This is a genomic window from Proteus alimentorum (assembly GCF_002607735.1).
Lineage (GTDB): Bacteria > Pseudomonadota > Gammaproteobacteria > Enterobacterales > Enterobacteriaceae > Proteus > Proteus alimentorum.
Window position 1 is genome coordinate 59379 of the sequence record NZ_NBVR01000013.1, and the last position, 15131, is coordinate 74509.

At 38.6% G+C, this 15131-nt stretch carries 11 protein-coding genes and 2 pseudogenes; 8 read left to right on the forward strand and 5 right to left on the reverse strand.

Features of this window, described 5'->3' with window-relative positions; all coding sequences use genetic code 11:
• Positions 1-25 precede the first annotated feature (25 nt).
• From B6258_RS02105 to B6258_RS02140, 8 genes and pseudogenes are all read left to right on the forward strand, one after another.
• Entirely contained in the window at positions 26-2896 is a 2871-nt protein-coding gene (locus tag B6258_RS02105) for a TonB-dependent receptor domain-containing protein (protein WP_476704251.1), read from the forward strand.
• Positions 2887-3180, forward strand: a pseudogene (locus B6258_RS02110) (hypothetical protein); the annotation flags it as partial. The gene B6258_RS02105 and the pseudogene B6258_RS02110, both read left to right, overlap by 10 nt.
• A gap of 28 nt (positions 3181-3208) precedes the next feature.
• The gene (locus B6258_RS02115) at positions 3209-4003 is read left to right on the forward strand and encodes a cell envelope integrity TolA family protein (RefSeq protein WP_099073891.1); all 795 of its coding nucleotides are present in this window, start codon (positions 3209-3211) and stop codon (positions 4001-4003) included.
• Positions 4004-4192: 189 nt separating this feature from the next.
• Positions 4193-5152: a Fe2+-enterobactin ABC transporter substrate-binding protein gene (gene fepB / locus B6258_RS02120; protein ID WP_099073892.1), complete on the forward strand. Its 960-nt coding sequence runs from the start codon at positions 4193-4195 to the stop codon at positions 5150-5152.
• A gap of 3 nt (positions 5153-5155) precedes the next feature.
• The gene (locus tag B6258_RS02125; protein ID WP_099073893.1) at positions 5156-6163 is read left to right on the forward strand and encodes a FecCD family ABC transporter permease; all 1008 of its coding nucleotides are present in this window, start codon (positions 5156-5158) and stop codon (positions 6161-6163) included.
• Positions 6160-7200: a FecCD family ABC transporter permease gene (locus tag B6258_RS02130; RefSeq protein WP_099073894.1), complete on the forward strand. Its 1041-nt coding sequence runs from the start codon at positions 6160-6162 to the stop codon at positions 7198-7200. Before B6258_RS02125 ends, B6258_RS02130 begins: the two co-directional genes overlap by 4 nt.
• 147 nt (positions 7201-7347) lie before the next feature.
• Complete coding sequence (locus tag B6258_RS02135; RefSeq protein ID WP_099073895.1) at positions 7348-9429, forward strand: TonB-dependent receptor; 2082 nt, start codon at positions 7348-7350, stop codon at positions 9427-9429.
• An 80-nt stretch (positions 9430-9509) separates the two neighbouring features.
• A pseudogene (locus tag B6258_RS02140) lies at positions 9510-10289 on the forward strand (ABC transporter ATP-binding protein).
• Positions 10290-10383: 94 nt separating this feature from the next.
• Here B6258_RS02140 and B6258_RS02145 read toward each other — a convergent pair.
• The 5 genes from B6258_RS02145 to yidC form a co-directional block, all read right to left on the reverse strand.
• Positions 10384-10845 carry a DUF1097 domain-containing protein gene (locus B6258_RS02145; protein ID WP_088494149.1) on the reverse strand — a complete coding sequence of 154 codons (462 nt, stop codon included), beginning with the start codon at positions 10843-10845 and terminating at the stop codon, positions 10384-10386.
• A gap of 258 nt (positions 10846-11103) precedes the next feature.
• Positions 11104-11556 carry an acetyltransferase gene (locus tag B6258_RS02150; RefSeq protein WP_099073896.1) on the reverse strand — a complete coding sequence of 151 codons (453 nt, stop codon included), beginning with the start codon at positions 11554-11556 and terminating at the stop codon, positions 11104-11106.
• A 77-nt stretch (positions 11557-11633) separates the two neighbouring features.
• The gene (locus B6258_RS02155; RefSeq protein WP_099073897.1) at positions 11634-11813 is read right to left on the reverse strand and encodes a hypothetical protein; all 180 of its coding nucleotides are present in this window, start codon (positions 11811-11813) and stop codon (positions 11634-11636) included.
• 179 nt (positions 11814-11992) lie between these two features.
• The gene (gene mnmE, locus B6258_RS02160) at positions 11993-13357 is read right to left on the reverse strand and encodes a tRNA uridine-5-carboxymethylaminomethyl(34) synthesis GTPase MnmE (protein ID WP_099073898.1); all 1365 of its coding nucleotides are present in this window, start codon (positions 13355-13357) and stop codon (positions 11993-11995) included.
• A 131-nt stretch (positions 13358-13488) separates the two neighbouring features.
• Positions 13489-15129, reverse strand: coding sequence for a membrane protein insertase YidC (gene yidC / locus B6258_RS02165; RefSeq protein WP_099073899.1), 1641 nt, complete (start codon positions 15127-15129; stop codon positions 13489-13491).
• Positions 15130-15131 lie beyond the last annotated feature (2 nt).

Consider the following 15131-nt stretch of genomic DNA (forward strand, 5'->3'; position numbering starts at 1 on the left):
TTGAATAGGTAAAACAATGCATATAATGCTTTTTAGAAAGCGAAAAATTGTTTCAATCTTCGTTTCTCTATCGTTATTTTCTCCTTGCTTTTATCTGCAAGCCAAAGAAGATAAAACCGATCTTGGTCATATTCAGATTTCAGATAATAAAGAAAAAGATAAACAAGGTTATTCACAAGTTTATGAAAAAGATGTCTCTAATGTTTATTTAGGTAAAGAGCTATTAGAGCGTTATCAAGGTGTTTCTCCGGCTGATTTACTAAAAAGCGCCATTGGGGTTTATAGTGGTGAAGCGCGTAATGGTGGGGCGCTTGATCCGAATATTCGCGGCATTCAAGGGCAAGGGCGAATTCCTGTTACTGTTGATGGGACAGAGCAGGCGATTACCGTTTATCGTGGGTACAGTGGTGCCTCTAATCGTAACTATATTGATTCTAATTTGATTAGCAGTATCTATATTGAAAAAGGTCCTTCATTAACCCCAGATATGAAAACAGGGATCGGTGGTGGTATAGCCATAAAAACCCTAGATATTCGAGATATTGTGCCTATTGGTGACTCTTTTGGAATTAATTTTAAAGGAGATATTAGTAATAACTCTACGCGGTATAAAGAAGTTTATACAAATATGATTGAAGATTATCGCTATTATCCGAAGTTTTATCAGCAAAATGCTTATATTATTGATCCTGCGTTAGAAATCACACCTCAAAAAGGCAAAATACAAAATTTTCGAGATTATTCATTTCGTTTAGGTATCGGTTTTGAAGAGGAAAACTTTAACTTATTATTTGCTTATGCATTACGAGAAAAAGGAAATTACTTTGCAGGAAAAAGAAATGCCAAAAATTATAGTGAAACAGATAAGGATTTACTTGAATCAGTTCATGTAAAGGATGGCGGAAGAAACTTTGAGCCTTATTTACCTTTTATTGCCCATATTTATCGTCCAAATAATGAAGTATCAAACACTTCCAATCGCAGTCGATCTCTTTTAGTTAAAGGAACATTATTTCCTGAATCAACGCACCGTTTTTCGATTAATTACCGATATACCGATTTACTGTTTGGCGATATTATGCCATCACGTTTAAGTTGGGTTCGTTATGATAAAAATTTAGTGAATCAATGGCCGTTAGGGAATATTACACAACAAGCAGGAGTATTAACCTACCAATATAAGCCAGAAGATAAACAAACCGATTTATTATTACGATTATGGGGAAATTTAACCTCAGGACATACTAATACTCGAGGTGGTAAACCAAGAGAGCCCAAACAAGTTGATTTGTTTTCTAATAGAAATACCGAATGGGAACTCAGTTATGATACGGGATTTATTGATACCTCTTCTCTTTATCAAGAAAATAACCGATATGGTATTGATTTATCTTCAATATTTAAATTATCACCGCAATTTTCTCTTTCATTTTCCAGCCATTATCAGTTTGAAAAATTAGATAGTGATGAATTGGAATTACCTAAACATTTTGATTTTGTTACCTCTGGGCGAGCAGGACAACGTCATGAAATTAATTTAGCCCTTTCCACAGATTGGAAGCCACTTTCTTGGTTAGCTATTACCGCGGGCGGGAAATATCATTATTATCATTTAACAGATACTTTTTTAAATAATAAACGACGTAATAATGTAAAAGGTTATGAGAAGTCTCCCTCAATAAGAGGCTTTATTCTTCCTTATCGACGTACATTAACTTCGGATGAATATTTATTATATAAAGCTTACCATAGGGTGGATGTAGAAACGTTACCTGAAGAGCTTAAAAATTATAAACGTTATCCAGAAATAAATAAAAAAGTGCGTGAGTTTTTACTCTCTAAATTTGTTTATCCTGAATATGAAAATTTATCACCTGAAATAAAAGAAAAAATTATTAATCACGCTGAAGTTGGAAACGTTCAAGTTCATATGATGCAAGAAGATTTTCTTCGTGATGAACAAGGAAATCTCAATATAAAATCTTCCCAAGAACGTCCTATGACCATGGAATATACCGCCATATTTTATGATAAAAATGGCGAATTATCTAAAAGTAAAAATATGTTCTTAAGTGGTTATGTTGATATCAATGAAAAAGTGCCCAATCCCATTACAGGTAAATTAGTTAATAAATATGAAATGGGTGTGACCAATCCAATCCCTATTTATCTTGATGATAAAGATAATTTTGTACCTGAACCCAGCTATCAGCATGGGGCATTTTCACCACTGGTGTCTGCAACGGTGTATGCTAGCGATATATTACGTTTTTATGGACGTTATACCGAGCAACTGCGTTTACCTAATTTATTTGAAGATACTAGCGGGTTTTCAGGCTCTAAAGCCCGTTATTACGGTTTTAAGTTAAAACCAGAACGCGCCAAAAGTACAGAGTTTGGGGTTGTGTTTGATTTGACCGATTGGCTTAATGTCGAGCGCCATGCCGATATTAAAATAAATTATTTTCATACCAATATCGAAAATGTCTTTGATAGAGATGCGAATTGGCAAATTAGGCAATTTGAAAAGCAAAAATTAGAAGGGGTGGAAGTTCAAGCACGTTTTGATAACGGTTTTATTTTTATGGATACCGCGCTTGTTTATAGTCATAAAAATAAGGTATGCGATAAAAATGCTTTTAGTCACTATGATCCCTTTGGTTTCTTGGGTATTAAAGAGTGTATGACGGGGGGATATCCGGGTGGTTTTTTACGTACTTCTATTCAGCCTAAATATTCGGTTAATTTACATTTAGGGACTCGTTGGCTAGAGAATAAATTAGAAATAGGTAGCCGTTGGCTCTATTCATCTGAAGTAGAAAATAAAGATGAAAAATGGCTAAAAGAAAAGTTACCAAGAGAAATGTACGGTCAAAATAATANGAGAATAAATTAGAAATAGGTAGCCGTTGGCTCTATTCATCTGAAGTAGAAAATAAAGATGAAAAATGGCTAAAAGAAAAGTTACCAAGAGAAATGTACGGTCAAAATAATAATCCGATGCGTTGGGCAAAAGTCTTTACCGTTGATGCCTATATTAACTATCAATATAGCCCTAATTTATCTTTTGAAATAACGGGCAGTAACTTATTAAACGAATACTACATTGATCCATTAACGCGATCAGGTATGCCTGCACCGGGCAGAACGTTCCGATTAGGTGTGACTGCACAATTTTAATCAAAATAGAATTAAGGAGCTTTTTGTTATGTTGGCACTTTCTGTCAGGCATCCGCTTAATATTTATTATTGGCTAATAGGCATATCGTTAGTTTATATCGCCATATTAAGTTGGCTGTTACGTTCACTTTCTATGACAGAAAGTGCGCACCATATTCATCAGCAACAAGAAAATACATTTTCTGTTTACCAAGTGGTATTTTCACCGCCCCAACAATCGACAGTTGTGCCTGAGTCTATCGAGAAAATTGAGCCTCAAGATACCGCGATTGTTTTACCCAGTGCAGAAAAAGGGGAATTTATTGAAGTACCCAAGAAACTCCCTGAAAAACCCAAAGAAAAACCGATACCCATAAAACCAATCGCACCAGTGAAAAAGCAAGTGGCACAAGAAAAAGTAGAGCCGATAAAACAGCGTGATTTAGAAAGCCAAATAGCGCAAACGACATCAGAAGCATCGGCAGAAAGCGTAACGCAACATACGGCAAGTTCGTTAGCAGGAAGTAGTCGTGCATTAAGCGAGAAAGGAATCGGGCAAGGTGAGTCTGATAATCACTATATAAGTTCATTACGCAGAGAAATCGAACGCCACAAACGTTATCCATCACAAGCACGTCGCATGCAGCATGAAGGTCATGTAGTGGTGAGCTTTTCACTAACATCAGAAGGTGCGGTTTCAAAGGTTGATATAGAAAATACTTCAGGTATTGCTTCTCTTGATAATGCGGCTATTGCTGCGGTTAAACGCGTAAAATCCATCGGCCCTAAGCCTGAAAGTGTATTGAACCCGCTGGTTGTTTCATTAGATTTTCAACTAAACTAATGTCATAAACCAAACACCTAAGTTCACTGGAGGCTTAGGTGTTTTTTTATAAAGTTGTTTTTTGTGCGTTCCTTCTCACTTTTCCTATCACAAGCCCATAGATCCTTGTTGTTAATGATATTGATTATGATTAACATTAATAATTACATTTATTATTTAAAGTAAAGATTATTTACTTGGAAAGTGGTCATGTCTAAATCCGTTGTCTCTATTGCCTGTCTTTTTCTTTTTTCTTTGATTGTTAATACAGCAAATGCTTTTGATGTTGGCGCTGATAGCCAATCTTGGCCTCGTACTTTTACCAGTGTCGATGGCACTAAAACGGAAATTAAAGCAAAACCACAACGTATTTTATCTGCGTCGGTTTCTATCACTGGAACATTACTCGCAATGCAAGCGCCCGTCGTTGCAAGTTCAACCGCAGCAAATGGGCAATATTTTGCTCAATGGGATAAAGTGGCAAAAGAGAGAAATGTTGAAAAACTGTGGTCAGCGGGCAGTGTTTCATTAGAGATGGCTTATCTTTATGCGCCTGATTTAATCGTTGTTTCCGTAAATGGGGGGGATACGGTTTATCCTCAAGTTGAACAATTTAAACAAATTGCGCCTACCATTGTTTTAGATTACGGCAAGCAGAGTTGGGAAAGCTTGGCTTTACAATTGGCACAAGCCACGGGGCAAGAAAAAGAGACGGATACACTATTACAGCATTTTGCAGGCATAGTAAAAAAGGGGAAAGATGCGCTACAGTTACCAGAGGGGCAGGTCAATATTATCTCTTATTTTGGTGCCGGCACTGTTAACCCTGTTTCGCTAACCACTAGCCCTCACGCGGTATTATTACAACAACTTGGTTTTACTATTGAAAGTGCAGATCTCGCTTGGCAACCGAAAGATAAACCCGTTTCAGATTTTGTGTGGGCTCAATATGAGCATTTAACACAACTCGCGGCACCCACAACGTTTCTATTAAGTGGAACCGCCAAAGAAGCCGATGTATTTATGGCTGATCCCATTCTTGCCAACCTACCTTCTATAAAAAATAAGCAAGTTTATGGTTTAGGCGCAAACTCGTTTCGTATTGATTATTACAGCGCGCAAGAAATTATCAGTGATATGGTTGCGCGTTTTAGTCAACATAAGCAGTAACGTATGTTGACTTCTCACCACACCATAAAGTGGGGAATAAGAAGCGCTATTCTCCTATTGTTCTTTTTTGCACTATTAAGCTTATTTGTAGGAAGCCGACATGTTTCTATGTACACAACATGGCAGGCTTTTATCGATTTTGATACGACAAATAGCGAACACTTATTAGTGCGCTATCTCCGCTTTCCTCGCACATTATTAGCGATAGTTATTGGTGTCGCATTAGGCGGAGCTGGAACATTAATGCAAGCCTTAACACGCAATCCACTTGCTGATCCTGGTTTGTTTGGCATTAATGCCGGCGCCATGGTGGCGATTGTCTCTTTAATTGCGCTAACGGGGATCACTGATGTCACTATTTACATGTGGTTTGGCTTATTAGGGGCTTTCTTCGCCGGTATCGGTGTTTATCTTCTTGGTGGTGTAAGACACGGACTTAACCCTGTAAGAATGGTGCTTGCCGGTGTTGCTCTCTCTGTGGTTTTACTCGCTATCACACAGCTTGTTACGGTAAATAGTGATGAACGTGTCTTCGATCAATTCCGTCATTGGGTTGTGGGATCATTACAAGGACGTAGCTTCGATGTTTTGTACCCCATTACTGTATTGGTGGTGATTGGAAGTGTAATTGCTTACTCACTTACTCGTTCGTTAGATATCGTGACGTTAGGGGATGATATTAGCCATGCGTTGGGTGCTAATCAAAAACGAGTTTGGTTGTTATCAGCTTTTGCAATCGTCCTTCTTGCAGGGAGTGCAACCGCAGCGGTTGGGCCTATTAGTTTTTTAGGATTAACCGCACCTCATTTTGCTCGTCGTTTAGTCGGCGCTGAATATCGACGTATCTTACCGATGTCGATGCTGATTGGTGCATTAGTGATGTTAGTTGCAGATTGCTTAGGGCGCTTAATCGGTACACCGGGAGAAATTAGCGTTGGCATTATGATCTCACTGATTGGTGGGCCTTTTTTTATCTATCTGGTTAAACGTTGGCGGATCATTACATTATGAAACCTAAAAATAATGAGATCATCTGCCAAGTGGGAACAGGGTCTTGGATCTTCTCTCTAAAAGATATCATCATCGCCTTTATTTTATTTTTCTTGATGATTTCTCTCGCTTTTTTCGCTCTGACAACAGGTAAATTTCCCATCGAATTTTCTACATTGCTAGATATTGTTATCGGGCAATCAGAAGGTGGCATCAAAGAGAAAATCGTCATGGATATTCGCTTGCCTCGTCTACTTACCGCGATGGGCGTTGGGGCTGCATTAGGTATTTCAGGCGCTATTTTTCAGTCGATATCGCGTAATGTTTTAGGCTCACCGGATGTTATTGGTTTTACAACAGGTGCCGCAACGGGAGCATTACTTCAAATCATTATTTTTAATGGCACGGTTGTGGATATCGCTATTTCTACATTAATAGGTGGAATGGCTACGGCGTTAATTGTTTATCTGCTGTCCTTAAAAAAGGGTGTTATGTCTGGCTACACTATGATTTTAATCGGTATTGGTATCGGTGCCATTTTACATGCTTTTAATGGCTTATTGTTGGTAAAGGGCAATATTGATAATGCCATTATGGCGAATCTCTGGCTTGCGGGTTCGTTAAATGCACGTACTTGGCAACATGTTTATCCTACTTTTATGGGTTTGCTGATCCTTGTTCCGCTTATCATTTTTTATGCTAAGTCATTAACGTTAATGGAAATGGGTGATGACATGGCTCAGCAATTGGGTGTTCATGTGGGCAGAGTAAGATGGATCATGATTTTTAGTGCCGTATTGCTTGCCTCATTAGCAACCGCCAGCGCTGGGCCAATTGCCTTTGTTGCACTCGCCGCACCTCAATTAGTGATCAGATTAAGCCACTCAGGAAAACTACCCATTGTAGGTTCTGCATTAATGGGATCACTCCTTTTACTTTCTGCTGATGTGTTATCACAGAGTCTGCCCATCAATATTACGATGCCTGTTGGTTTAATGACGGGTGTTATTGGTGGACTTTATTTGTTGTGGTTATTAACAAGAAAACAGAAAACTTAAAATAATAATAAAGGAAGTAAATATTTACTAACTTAGGGATGAGTCATGGGATGGTCGCCAAAAAGACTAATTAAATATTTGGGATGTAATGAGGGTATTTTATAAATCGTCTAATGGCATGCTCTATGGCATGAAAGGTATAGACTTATGTCTGGTGTTCTTACTCTACGCGCAAAAAAAGCGACAATAACAACACTTGTGCAAACGGCTTTATTAGGTACTTTATGTATTGCCGTTCCTAATGTCAATGCACAAGAAATAGAAAAAACGTCAACATCACAAGATAATAAAAAACACGATGAAAAAGTGGATGTATTAATTGTGACGGGTGAAAAACTGAATAAATCTATCTATGACACAGGCTCCAGTGTCACGGTCTATGATGCGAAAAAAATAGCAGCGACACCCAATGCAGATGTGAATACATTACTACAAATGACACCCAACATTGTTGATAACGGGAATAGTAATGCGTTACCTGCTATTCGTGGTGTTGATGGTTCTGGGCCGGCACAAGGCGCTATTGCTTTTTTAGGTGGCACACGCCCCAGAGTTAATTTCTCCGTTGATGGTCGTTCATTTACCTATAACGAATTTGGCTATGGTGCTCAATCGTTATGGGATGTGAATACGGTTGAAATTTTCCGTGATCCACAAAGTTATGTTCAAGGTCGTAATGCGATTGCCGGAGCGATTTTGGTTAAAACGATGGATCCGACGTTTTATTGGGAAAATGCAGTAAAACTGGGGGCGGGTCAGCAAGATCTTCGAGAATATGCGGTGATGACTTCAGGGCCACTGATTGAAGATAAATTAGCATTTCGTTTTACCGCAGAAAGGCAAGAGCGTGAAAGCTTTGTTCATATGGATAAATACTCGCCAAGTGGTGATCCGCGCGATATTCGCTCCAATACATTTCGTGGAAAACTGCTTTATGACTCTTTAGATAATCCTGATTTTAAAGCTAAGTTGACTGTTAGCCATCTTGATAGTCGATCACCGCAAAATGAGGCTAATATGGCGAGCAATTTAGCGCCAAATGCGCCTTCACGTTTTCGTCCTGTGATTAAGCGTAAAACAACCAGTGGTATTTTAAATACAACATGGGAAGCTAATGATAATTTAAGTGTTGAAAATACATTGATTTATACTGATTTTTCAACGCGTCGTCTAACTGAAGCACAAAGCCCTCGCGCAGATATTGATGCTAAAGAATTTGAGTTTGAACCGATGCTTCGCTTTAAAACCGACAGCGAAGCATTAAGCGGAATTTTTGGTTTACGCTATTTCCACGCCAAACAAGATGAGTTTGTGAATATTTTTGGGGGCAGTTATTTTGATGATAAAACAGAAACGGCTTCCGCTTATGGTTCATTAACTTACGCACTATTTCCTGAAATTGACGTAACGTTATCAGGGCGTTTTGAACGAGAGCACCATACTCGTAATGGGGGAAGTGCAGCTGTTGCGATCGATTTTGATGAAACCTATAACACGTTTCTTCCTAAAGCGGATATCGCATGGAAACCCGCAGTGAATCAAACCGTTGGTTTTGCTGTTGGTCGAGGTTATAACGGTGGTGGTGCGGGTGTGACTATTGGTAAGCCGATTGTCACTTATGTGTATTCACCTGAATATGTATGGAATTATAGCCTCTATACACGTAATAACCTGTTGGATAACAAGTTAAGTGTGATGACGAATTTGTTTTACAACGACTATAAGGATATGCAACTGCCTTTCTATTTAGGGCCAAATTCTTCCACTATTCGTAATGCGAAAAAGGTTGAAACTTACGGTGCCGAATTAACAGTTGCTTATCAACCAATAGACTCTCTTGAGTTAAACACAGGTGTTGGTTTATTAAAAACTAAAATCAAAGACTTTGGTAACAGTGGTATTGAAGGGAAAGAGTTAGCCCGAGCACCAAGTTATACTGCAAATGTCGGCGCGAAATATCAATTAACACAGGCTATGGATATTAGCGGTAATGTTCAGTTCTCGGGAGATTATTTCTCGAATGCAAATAATGCAGATAGTGGCAAAGTAGATAGTTTCTGGTTAGCTAATTTACAGCTTGGCTATAACTTTAAATGGGGTAGAACAACGTTATTTGCTCAGAACTTATTTGATTCTGATAAACGAATTCTTATCCCAGATAATAATAAAGATACCGCTATTTATCAGCGCCCTCGCATGATTGGTGCTTCAGTAGAAGTTCGTTTCTAAATATAAATCACAGCAAAGGGTGATGGTTATTTATCACCCTTATTTTGCTTAATGTGATCATTCAATAAAAAGACAATGTTATGCACAATAGCCGATTACAGACGCACACTTTAAAGTTGGGATATCAACAGACAACGATTTGCCAAGATATTTCCCTTTCTATTCCTGATAAAAAAGTCACTGTCATTATTGGTCCCAATGGTTGTGGTAAATCAACGCTGTTGCGTAGCTTGTGTTGTTTATTAAAACCATTATCAGGCCATGTTTCATTAGATGGCCAGCTTTTAACGGCATTACCACCAAAAAAACTAGCCCGTCAAATCGCGTTATTACCTCAAACGATGCAAGCACCTTCTGGGATCACCGTGGCTAATTTAGTGGCAAGAGGACGATTTCCACATCAAAGTTTTATGCACCAATGGAGTCGAGAAGATAAATTAGCCGTAGAAACAGCAATGAAAGAGACAGGAATTGTAGAATTTGCAGATAAAACGGTAGATTCGTTATCGGGGGGGCAACGGTAACGTGTTTGGGTCGCGATGATATTAGCGCAACAAACAGAAATTTTACTGTTAGATGAGCCAACAACCTATTTAGATATTGCTTATCAAATTGAATTACTCAATATATTTCGAAAGCTCAATCAGCAACAAGGACGTACTGTCGTTGCCGTCTTACATGATTTAAACCAAGCGTGTCGTTATGCAGATAATTTGGTCGTGATGGTGAAAGGAAAAATCATTGCGCAAGGGGAGCCAAAATCGATTATCAATCAAGCGCTAATCAAACAAGTTTTTGATTTGGAATGCCAAATTATTCCTGATCCTGTTGTGGGAACACCGATGATTGTGCCTTGCTAACGATATTGCTAACGACGTTACTACTGTGTTGCTGAAAAACAAAAAGCGGCCTTAGCATGACTAAAGACCGCTTTTAGATTTGAATTAGCATAAATTACGCTGTTTTCGGCCACTTATTGGCAACCCAAAGCCCACTCATTTTCATCGAATAACCAAATAAAACACCCACGATTAATGAAGGGATGGTTTGAGAGAGATCCCCTTGAGCAGCAAATATCGTGCATGCGCCAATAAAAGTGCCAGGAATATAAGCAAGTAGCGCACTTTTGGCTTGAATACACATCACAAAGGCAATAACACCCGTGACAGCATAGCCAAAAATAGAAATATCACTAAAGACTTGGCTACCATAAATAATGGCTAATGCCCAAATTACGCCACTCATAATGGTCGCCATAGTAACGGCTAACCCTTTAATACCCTCTTTAGGATAAGCAAAATAGGCGGTACAACCTAAAAAGCCAGCCCAGCTTAATAAGTCAAATTGATTAGCAACAAATGCCCAAATGGCAGAAAGAATGCCTGTTGTCAGCGCAGTAAAATAAAGCGTTCTCACGATAGACTCTTAAATATAAGGGGGAAATTTACCCCGTTAACTAAAGGCGAAGTTTAGCATTGTCATTGGTTGATTTACTATATTTAGATCATTAAAAAGCATAATTAAGATGCGTATTTATGCGATATTTAAAATCTATTTTTATTAGAAAAAATAAAAATAGAAAGTAAACGTTTGCGTTGCTAATACACTAAAAAAATTGTGAAAATAAATATTTTTTAGTTAGCTTAATAGTATTTATTAATATTTAAGTAATTATTATTTTTCAATAATATGAATATACAAGGTTCGAAGAGTGGAAGATGAATTTTTTTCTATTTCGATTAAAGTGAAACCATGACGTATATAAAGATCAAGTAATTTTTTATTATCTTCACATTCTAATATAATAATTCGACCACCAATAAGTGCTTTAACATCGGATAAAACAGCATATATTTCATTTAAAATAAAATTTAAAGAAATTGGGTTATCCAAAATGGATGTGTTTTTCCCTATTTGCTCAATAAGAAAAACTTTAATTTTTTCTGCTTTTCTAGAAATTCCATCAAGTTGCTGTCTTTTTGTTTTACTTATTTTAACATTATCAAGAGTGAGCTCTTTAAAGGAAAGCGAAAAATAAGCAAGAATTTCACCACTATCATTTAAAATTAAATAAGTTCTTGCGTTACTGGTTTGTTCAAATCGAATAGCTTTTGTTGAAGAAGTCAAAAAATTTTCAACATCATTATTTAACTTATTAGAAAAACTATTTAAAAGCTTAATAGTTGTTTCTTCACCAAGCTCTTTTAGTAGTTTTCCAAGTTGGACAATCGTTGTTTTAATAACGCAATTCCTTGTCTATTTTCTGCTTCGTAATTCCGTTTAATTATTTTTACATGACGTGGATGGCTTAAATCACGTTGGATAAGATCAATTGATTGCTTATCTTTAACAATAAAAATTTTACTAAAAGAAGCCGTAGCCATAGGTCTCTCCTATCAATTTCTTTCGTAAGAAAGATAGCAATGTTAATGAGCAGACATAATCATTTTTTGTATAAAAAATAAACTACAAAAATAAGTAAGAAGATTACCTCATTTTTTAAAAAGCCTATAGCGTATCGTTATTTTTTATTTTTACGCTATAGGTTAGAGTCATGAACGCATTACTTCCCAATACAAAAACTAGAGAAAATACGGCCTAATAAGTCATCGGAGGTAAATTCGCCTGTGATTTCACTTAATGCTTGTTGAGCTAGTCTTAACTCTTCTGCTAATAATTCACCGGATTTTGCATAAACCAATTGTTCATGGCCTTGCTGTAAGTGCTCGGCGGCGGTATTTAAGGCTTGTAAGTGACGACGACGCGCTAAGAAGCCCCCTTCGGTATTACTATTAAAGCCCATGGCTTCTTTTAGGTGATCGCGTAGCAATTCAATCCCCATTCCATCGCGGGCAGATAAGCGGATCATGGGATAGTTACCTTGCGCGGTGATCTCGACATTTTCACCTGTTAAATCTGACTTGTTACGAATAACGGTAACAGGCAAGGTGCTCGGTAAACGAGCCATAAATTCAGGCCAGATATCTTCGGGTGTTGTTGCATCAGTTGTGGTGCTATCAACCATAAATAGCACTCTATCTGCTTGTTCAATCTCTTTCCAAGCACGTTCAATACCAATGCGTTCAACTTCATCACTGGCTTCACGTAAACCCGCTGTATCGATAATATGCAAAGGCATACCATCAATATGAATATGTTCACGCAATACATCGCGCGTTGTGCCCGCAATATCTGTAACAATCGCGGCGTCTCTGCCCGCTAATGCATTTAACAGGCTTGATTTACCCGCATTAGGGCGACCTGCGATAACCACTTTCATCCCTTCACGTAACAGGCTACCTTGACGAGCTTGGGCACGAACATCATCTAATTCAGCAATAACCGCATTAAGTTTTCCTTCAATGATACCGTCAGAAAGAAAATCAATCTCTTCATCAGGGAAATCAATGGCCGCTTCAACATAGATACGTAAGTGAGTTAATGACTCTACCATCTCATTAATATGAGAAGAAAATGCACCTTGTAATGAATTAATCGCTGAACGTGCCGCTTGTTCTGAGCTGGCATCAATTAAATCGGCAATCGCTTCGGCTTGTGCTAAGTCGAGTTTGTCATTTAAAAATGCACGTTCAGAAAATTCCCCTGGGTTTGCAATACGCACACCGGGAATTTGTAAGATACGTTTTAGTAATAAATCCAGAATAACGGGGCCACCATGACCTTGTAGTTCTAGAACATCTTCGCCTGTAAATGAGTGCGGATTTGGGAAGAAAAGGGCGATACCCTGATCAAGCACGGAGTTATCATCATTACGAAATGGCAGGTAATCGGCATAACGAGGTTTAGGCAACTTGCCTAAAACGGTTTGTGCCACAAGTGCCGCTTTGGGGCCAGAAACGCGTAGGATACCAACACCGCCTCTTCCCGGAGGTGTGGCCTGAGCGACGATAGTATCAGTGCTATGCATGGTGTACTCGCTTAATCAGAATCATCATATCAATATAAAAAAACAGAAGGCGGTCATTGTAGACCGCCTTCGCTATTTTATGTCACTTTCCTTTGAATGTAACCAAGGAAGAGGTTTTTCCTCATGTGACCTTATTTTTTGTCTCTACTGTGTAAGCCACGTTTTTCCAGACCGCGGTAAATTAACTGCTGCTGGATAATGGTCACTAAGTTACTGACGATATAGTACAGAACCAGACCTGATGGGAACCACAGGAAGAATACGGTAAACACAACCGGCATAAAGGTCATGATTTTTTGTTGCATCGGATCAGTCACTGCTGTAGGAGACAGTTTCTGAATGACGAACATCGTCACACCCATTAATAATGGCAGGATGTAGTACGGATCTTGTGCAGACAAGTCTTGGATCCATAACATGAATGGCGCATGACGTAATTCAACAGAGCCCATCAGCATGTAATACAACGCAAGGAAGATTGGCATCTGGATAATCAGTGGTAAACAACCACCCAGAGGATTCACTTTCTCTTGTTTGTATAACGCCATCATTTCTTGGCTCATACGTTGTTTGTCATCACCAATACGTTCACGCAGTGCAGCCAGTTTTGGTTGCAGTAAACGCATTTTCGCCATGGAGGTGTACTGTGCTTTAGTCAGCGGGTACATGATACCACGAACGATAAAGGTGATCATGATGATGGAGAAGCCCCAGTTACCGATAAAGCTGTGAAGGAATTTCAACAGTTTAAACAGTGGCTGAGAGATAAACCATAACCAACCGTAGTCTACAGACAGGTCTAAATGTGGCGCAATGGCGGACATTTCTGACTGAATTTCAGGACCAACCCATAATGTTGAGCTGATATCCGCACTGCTATTTGGTGCAATTGTCACCGGTGCTGATTTATAACCAATCAGAGCAATAGATTTATTTTCTAAAGTGATAGAGTAGAAGCTATTGTTCTGACTCTCTTTAGAAGGAACCCATGCTGTTGCAAAGTACTGTTGTAACATTGCAACCCAACCATTATTCGTGGTTAGAGATAAGTTTTTATCTTCGATATCACCAAAACTATATTTTTTATAGTTGGTTTCATCTGATGAGTATGCCGCACCACGATAAGTGTGTAGCGCAAAGTTGCTACTACCTGTATCACGGCTTTCTGGCAATTTAACAGATTGTTTTAACTGACCGTAGAAGTTCATGGTCAACGTTTTATCTGTTGTATTCTCAATTTTGTAATCAATGCCGATATCGTACTGACCTTTTTTCAGAATGAAGGTTTTGACGAATTTTACGCCTTCTTCATTTACGAAAGTCATAGGTACGCGTAATTCATCTTGGTTTTCACCAAGTACGAATTCGTTTTTATCAGCACTATAAACTGGGCGAGATTTCTGATCTGGACCATCTGGGCCGATTAAGCCACTTTGAGCCTGATACAGGAATTGTGGTGTAGTTTCCAGTAAACGGAAAGGCGTAGTCGAATTAAGCTCGGCGGGATAGGCTAACAAATCAGCCTCATCGATAGTACCGCCCTGAGTATTGATACGAAGATCAAGTACGTCAGTTTTTACGGTAATCAATTTTGCCTGCTCATTGCTGTTACCAGTTACAGCAAGACTATCACTGCTTGGCACGTCCGCTTGTTGCGAGATCTGAGCGGTAGTGGTGGTGTTTTGTGAAACTTTATCACCCTCCCACTGCTGCCAGATCAGGAAAGAAACGAACAGCAAAGCGATGAATAGAAGATTGCGTTGCGAATCCATCG

What these genes read in the sequence shown, in the direction of transcription:
- B6258_RS02115 (WP_099073891.1), top strand. Translation starts at nt 3,209, where the DNA reads ATGTTGGCACTTTCTGTCAGGCATCCGCTTAATATTTATTATTGGCTA.
- fepB (WP_099073892.1), top strand. Translation starts at nt 4,193, where the DNA reads ATGTCTAAATCCGTTGTCTCTATTGCCTGTCTTTTTCTTTTTTCTTTG.
- B6258_RS02125 (WP_099073893.1), top strand. Translation starts at nt 5,156, where the DNA reads ATGTTGACTTCTCACCACACCATAAAGTGGGGAATAAGAAGCGCTATT.
- B6258_RS02130 (WP_099073894.1), top strand. Translation starts at nt 6,160, where the DNA reads ATGAAACCTAAAAATAATGAGATCATCTGCCAAGTGGGAACAGGGTCT.
- B6258_RS02135 (WP_099073895.1), top strand. Translation starts at nt 7,348, where the DNA reads ATGTCTGGTGTTCTTACTCTACGCGCAAAAAAAGCGACAATAACAACA.
- B6258_RS02155 (WP_099073897.1), bottom strand. Translation starts at nt 11,813, where the DNA reads ATGGCTACGGCTTCTTTTAGTAAAATTTTTATTGTTAAAGATAAGCAA.
- mnmE (WP_099073898.1), bottom strand. Translation starts at nt 13,357, where the DNA reads ATGCATAGCACTGATACTATCGTCGCTCAGGCCACACCTCCGGGAAGA.
- yidC (WP_099073899.1), bottom strand. Translation starts at nt 15,129, where the DNA reads ATGGATTCGCAACGCAATCTTCTATTCATCGCTTTGCTGTTCGTTTCT.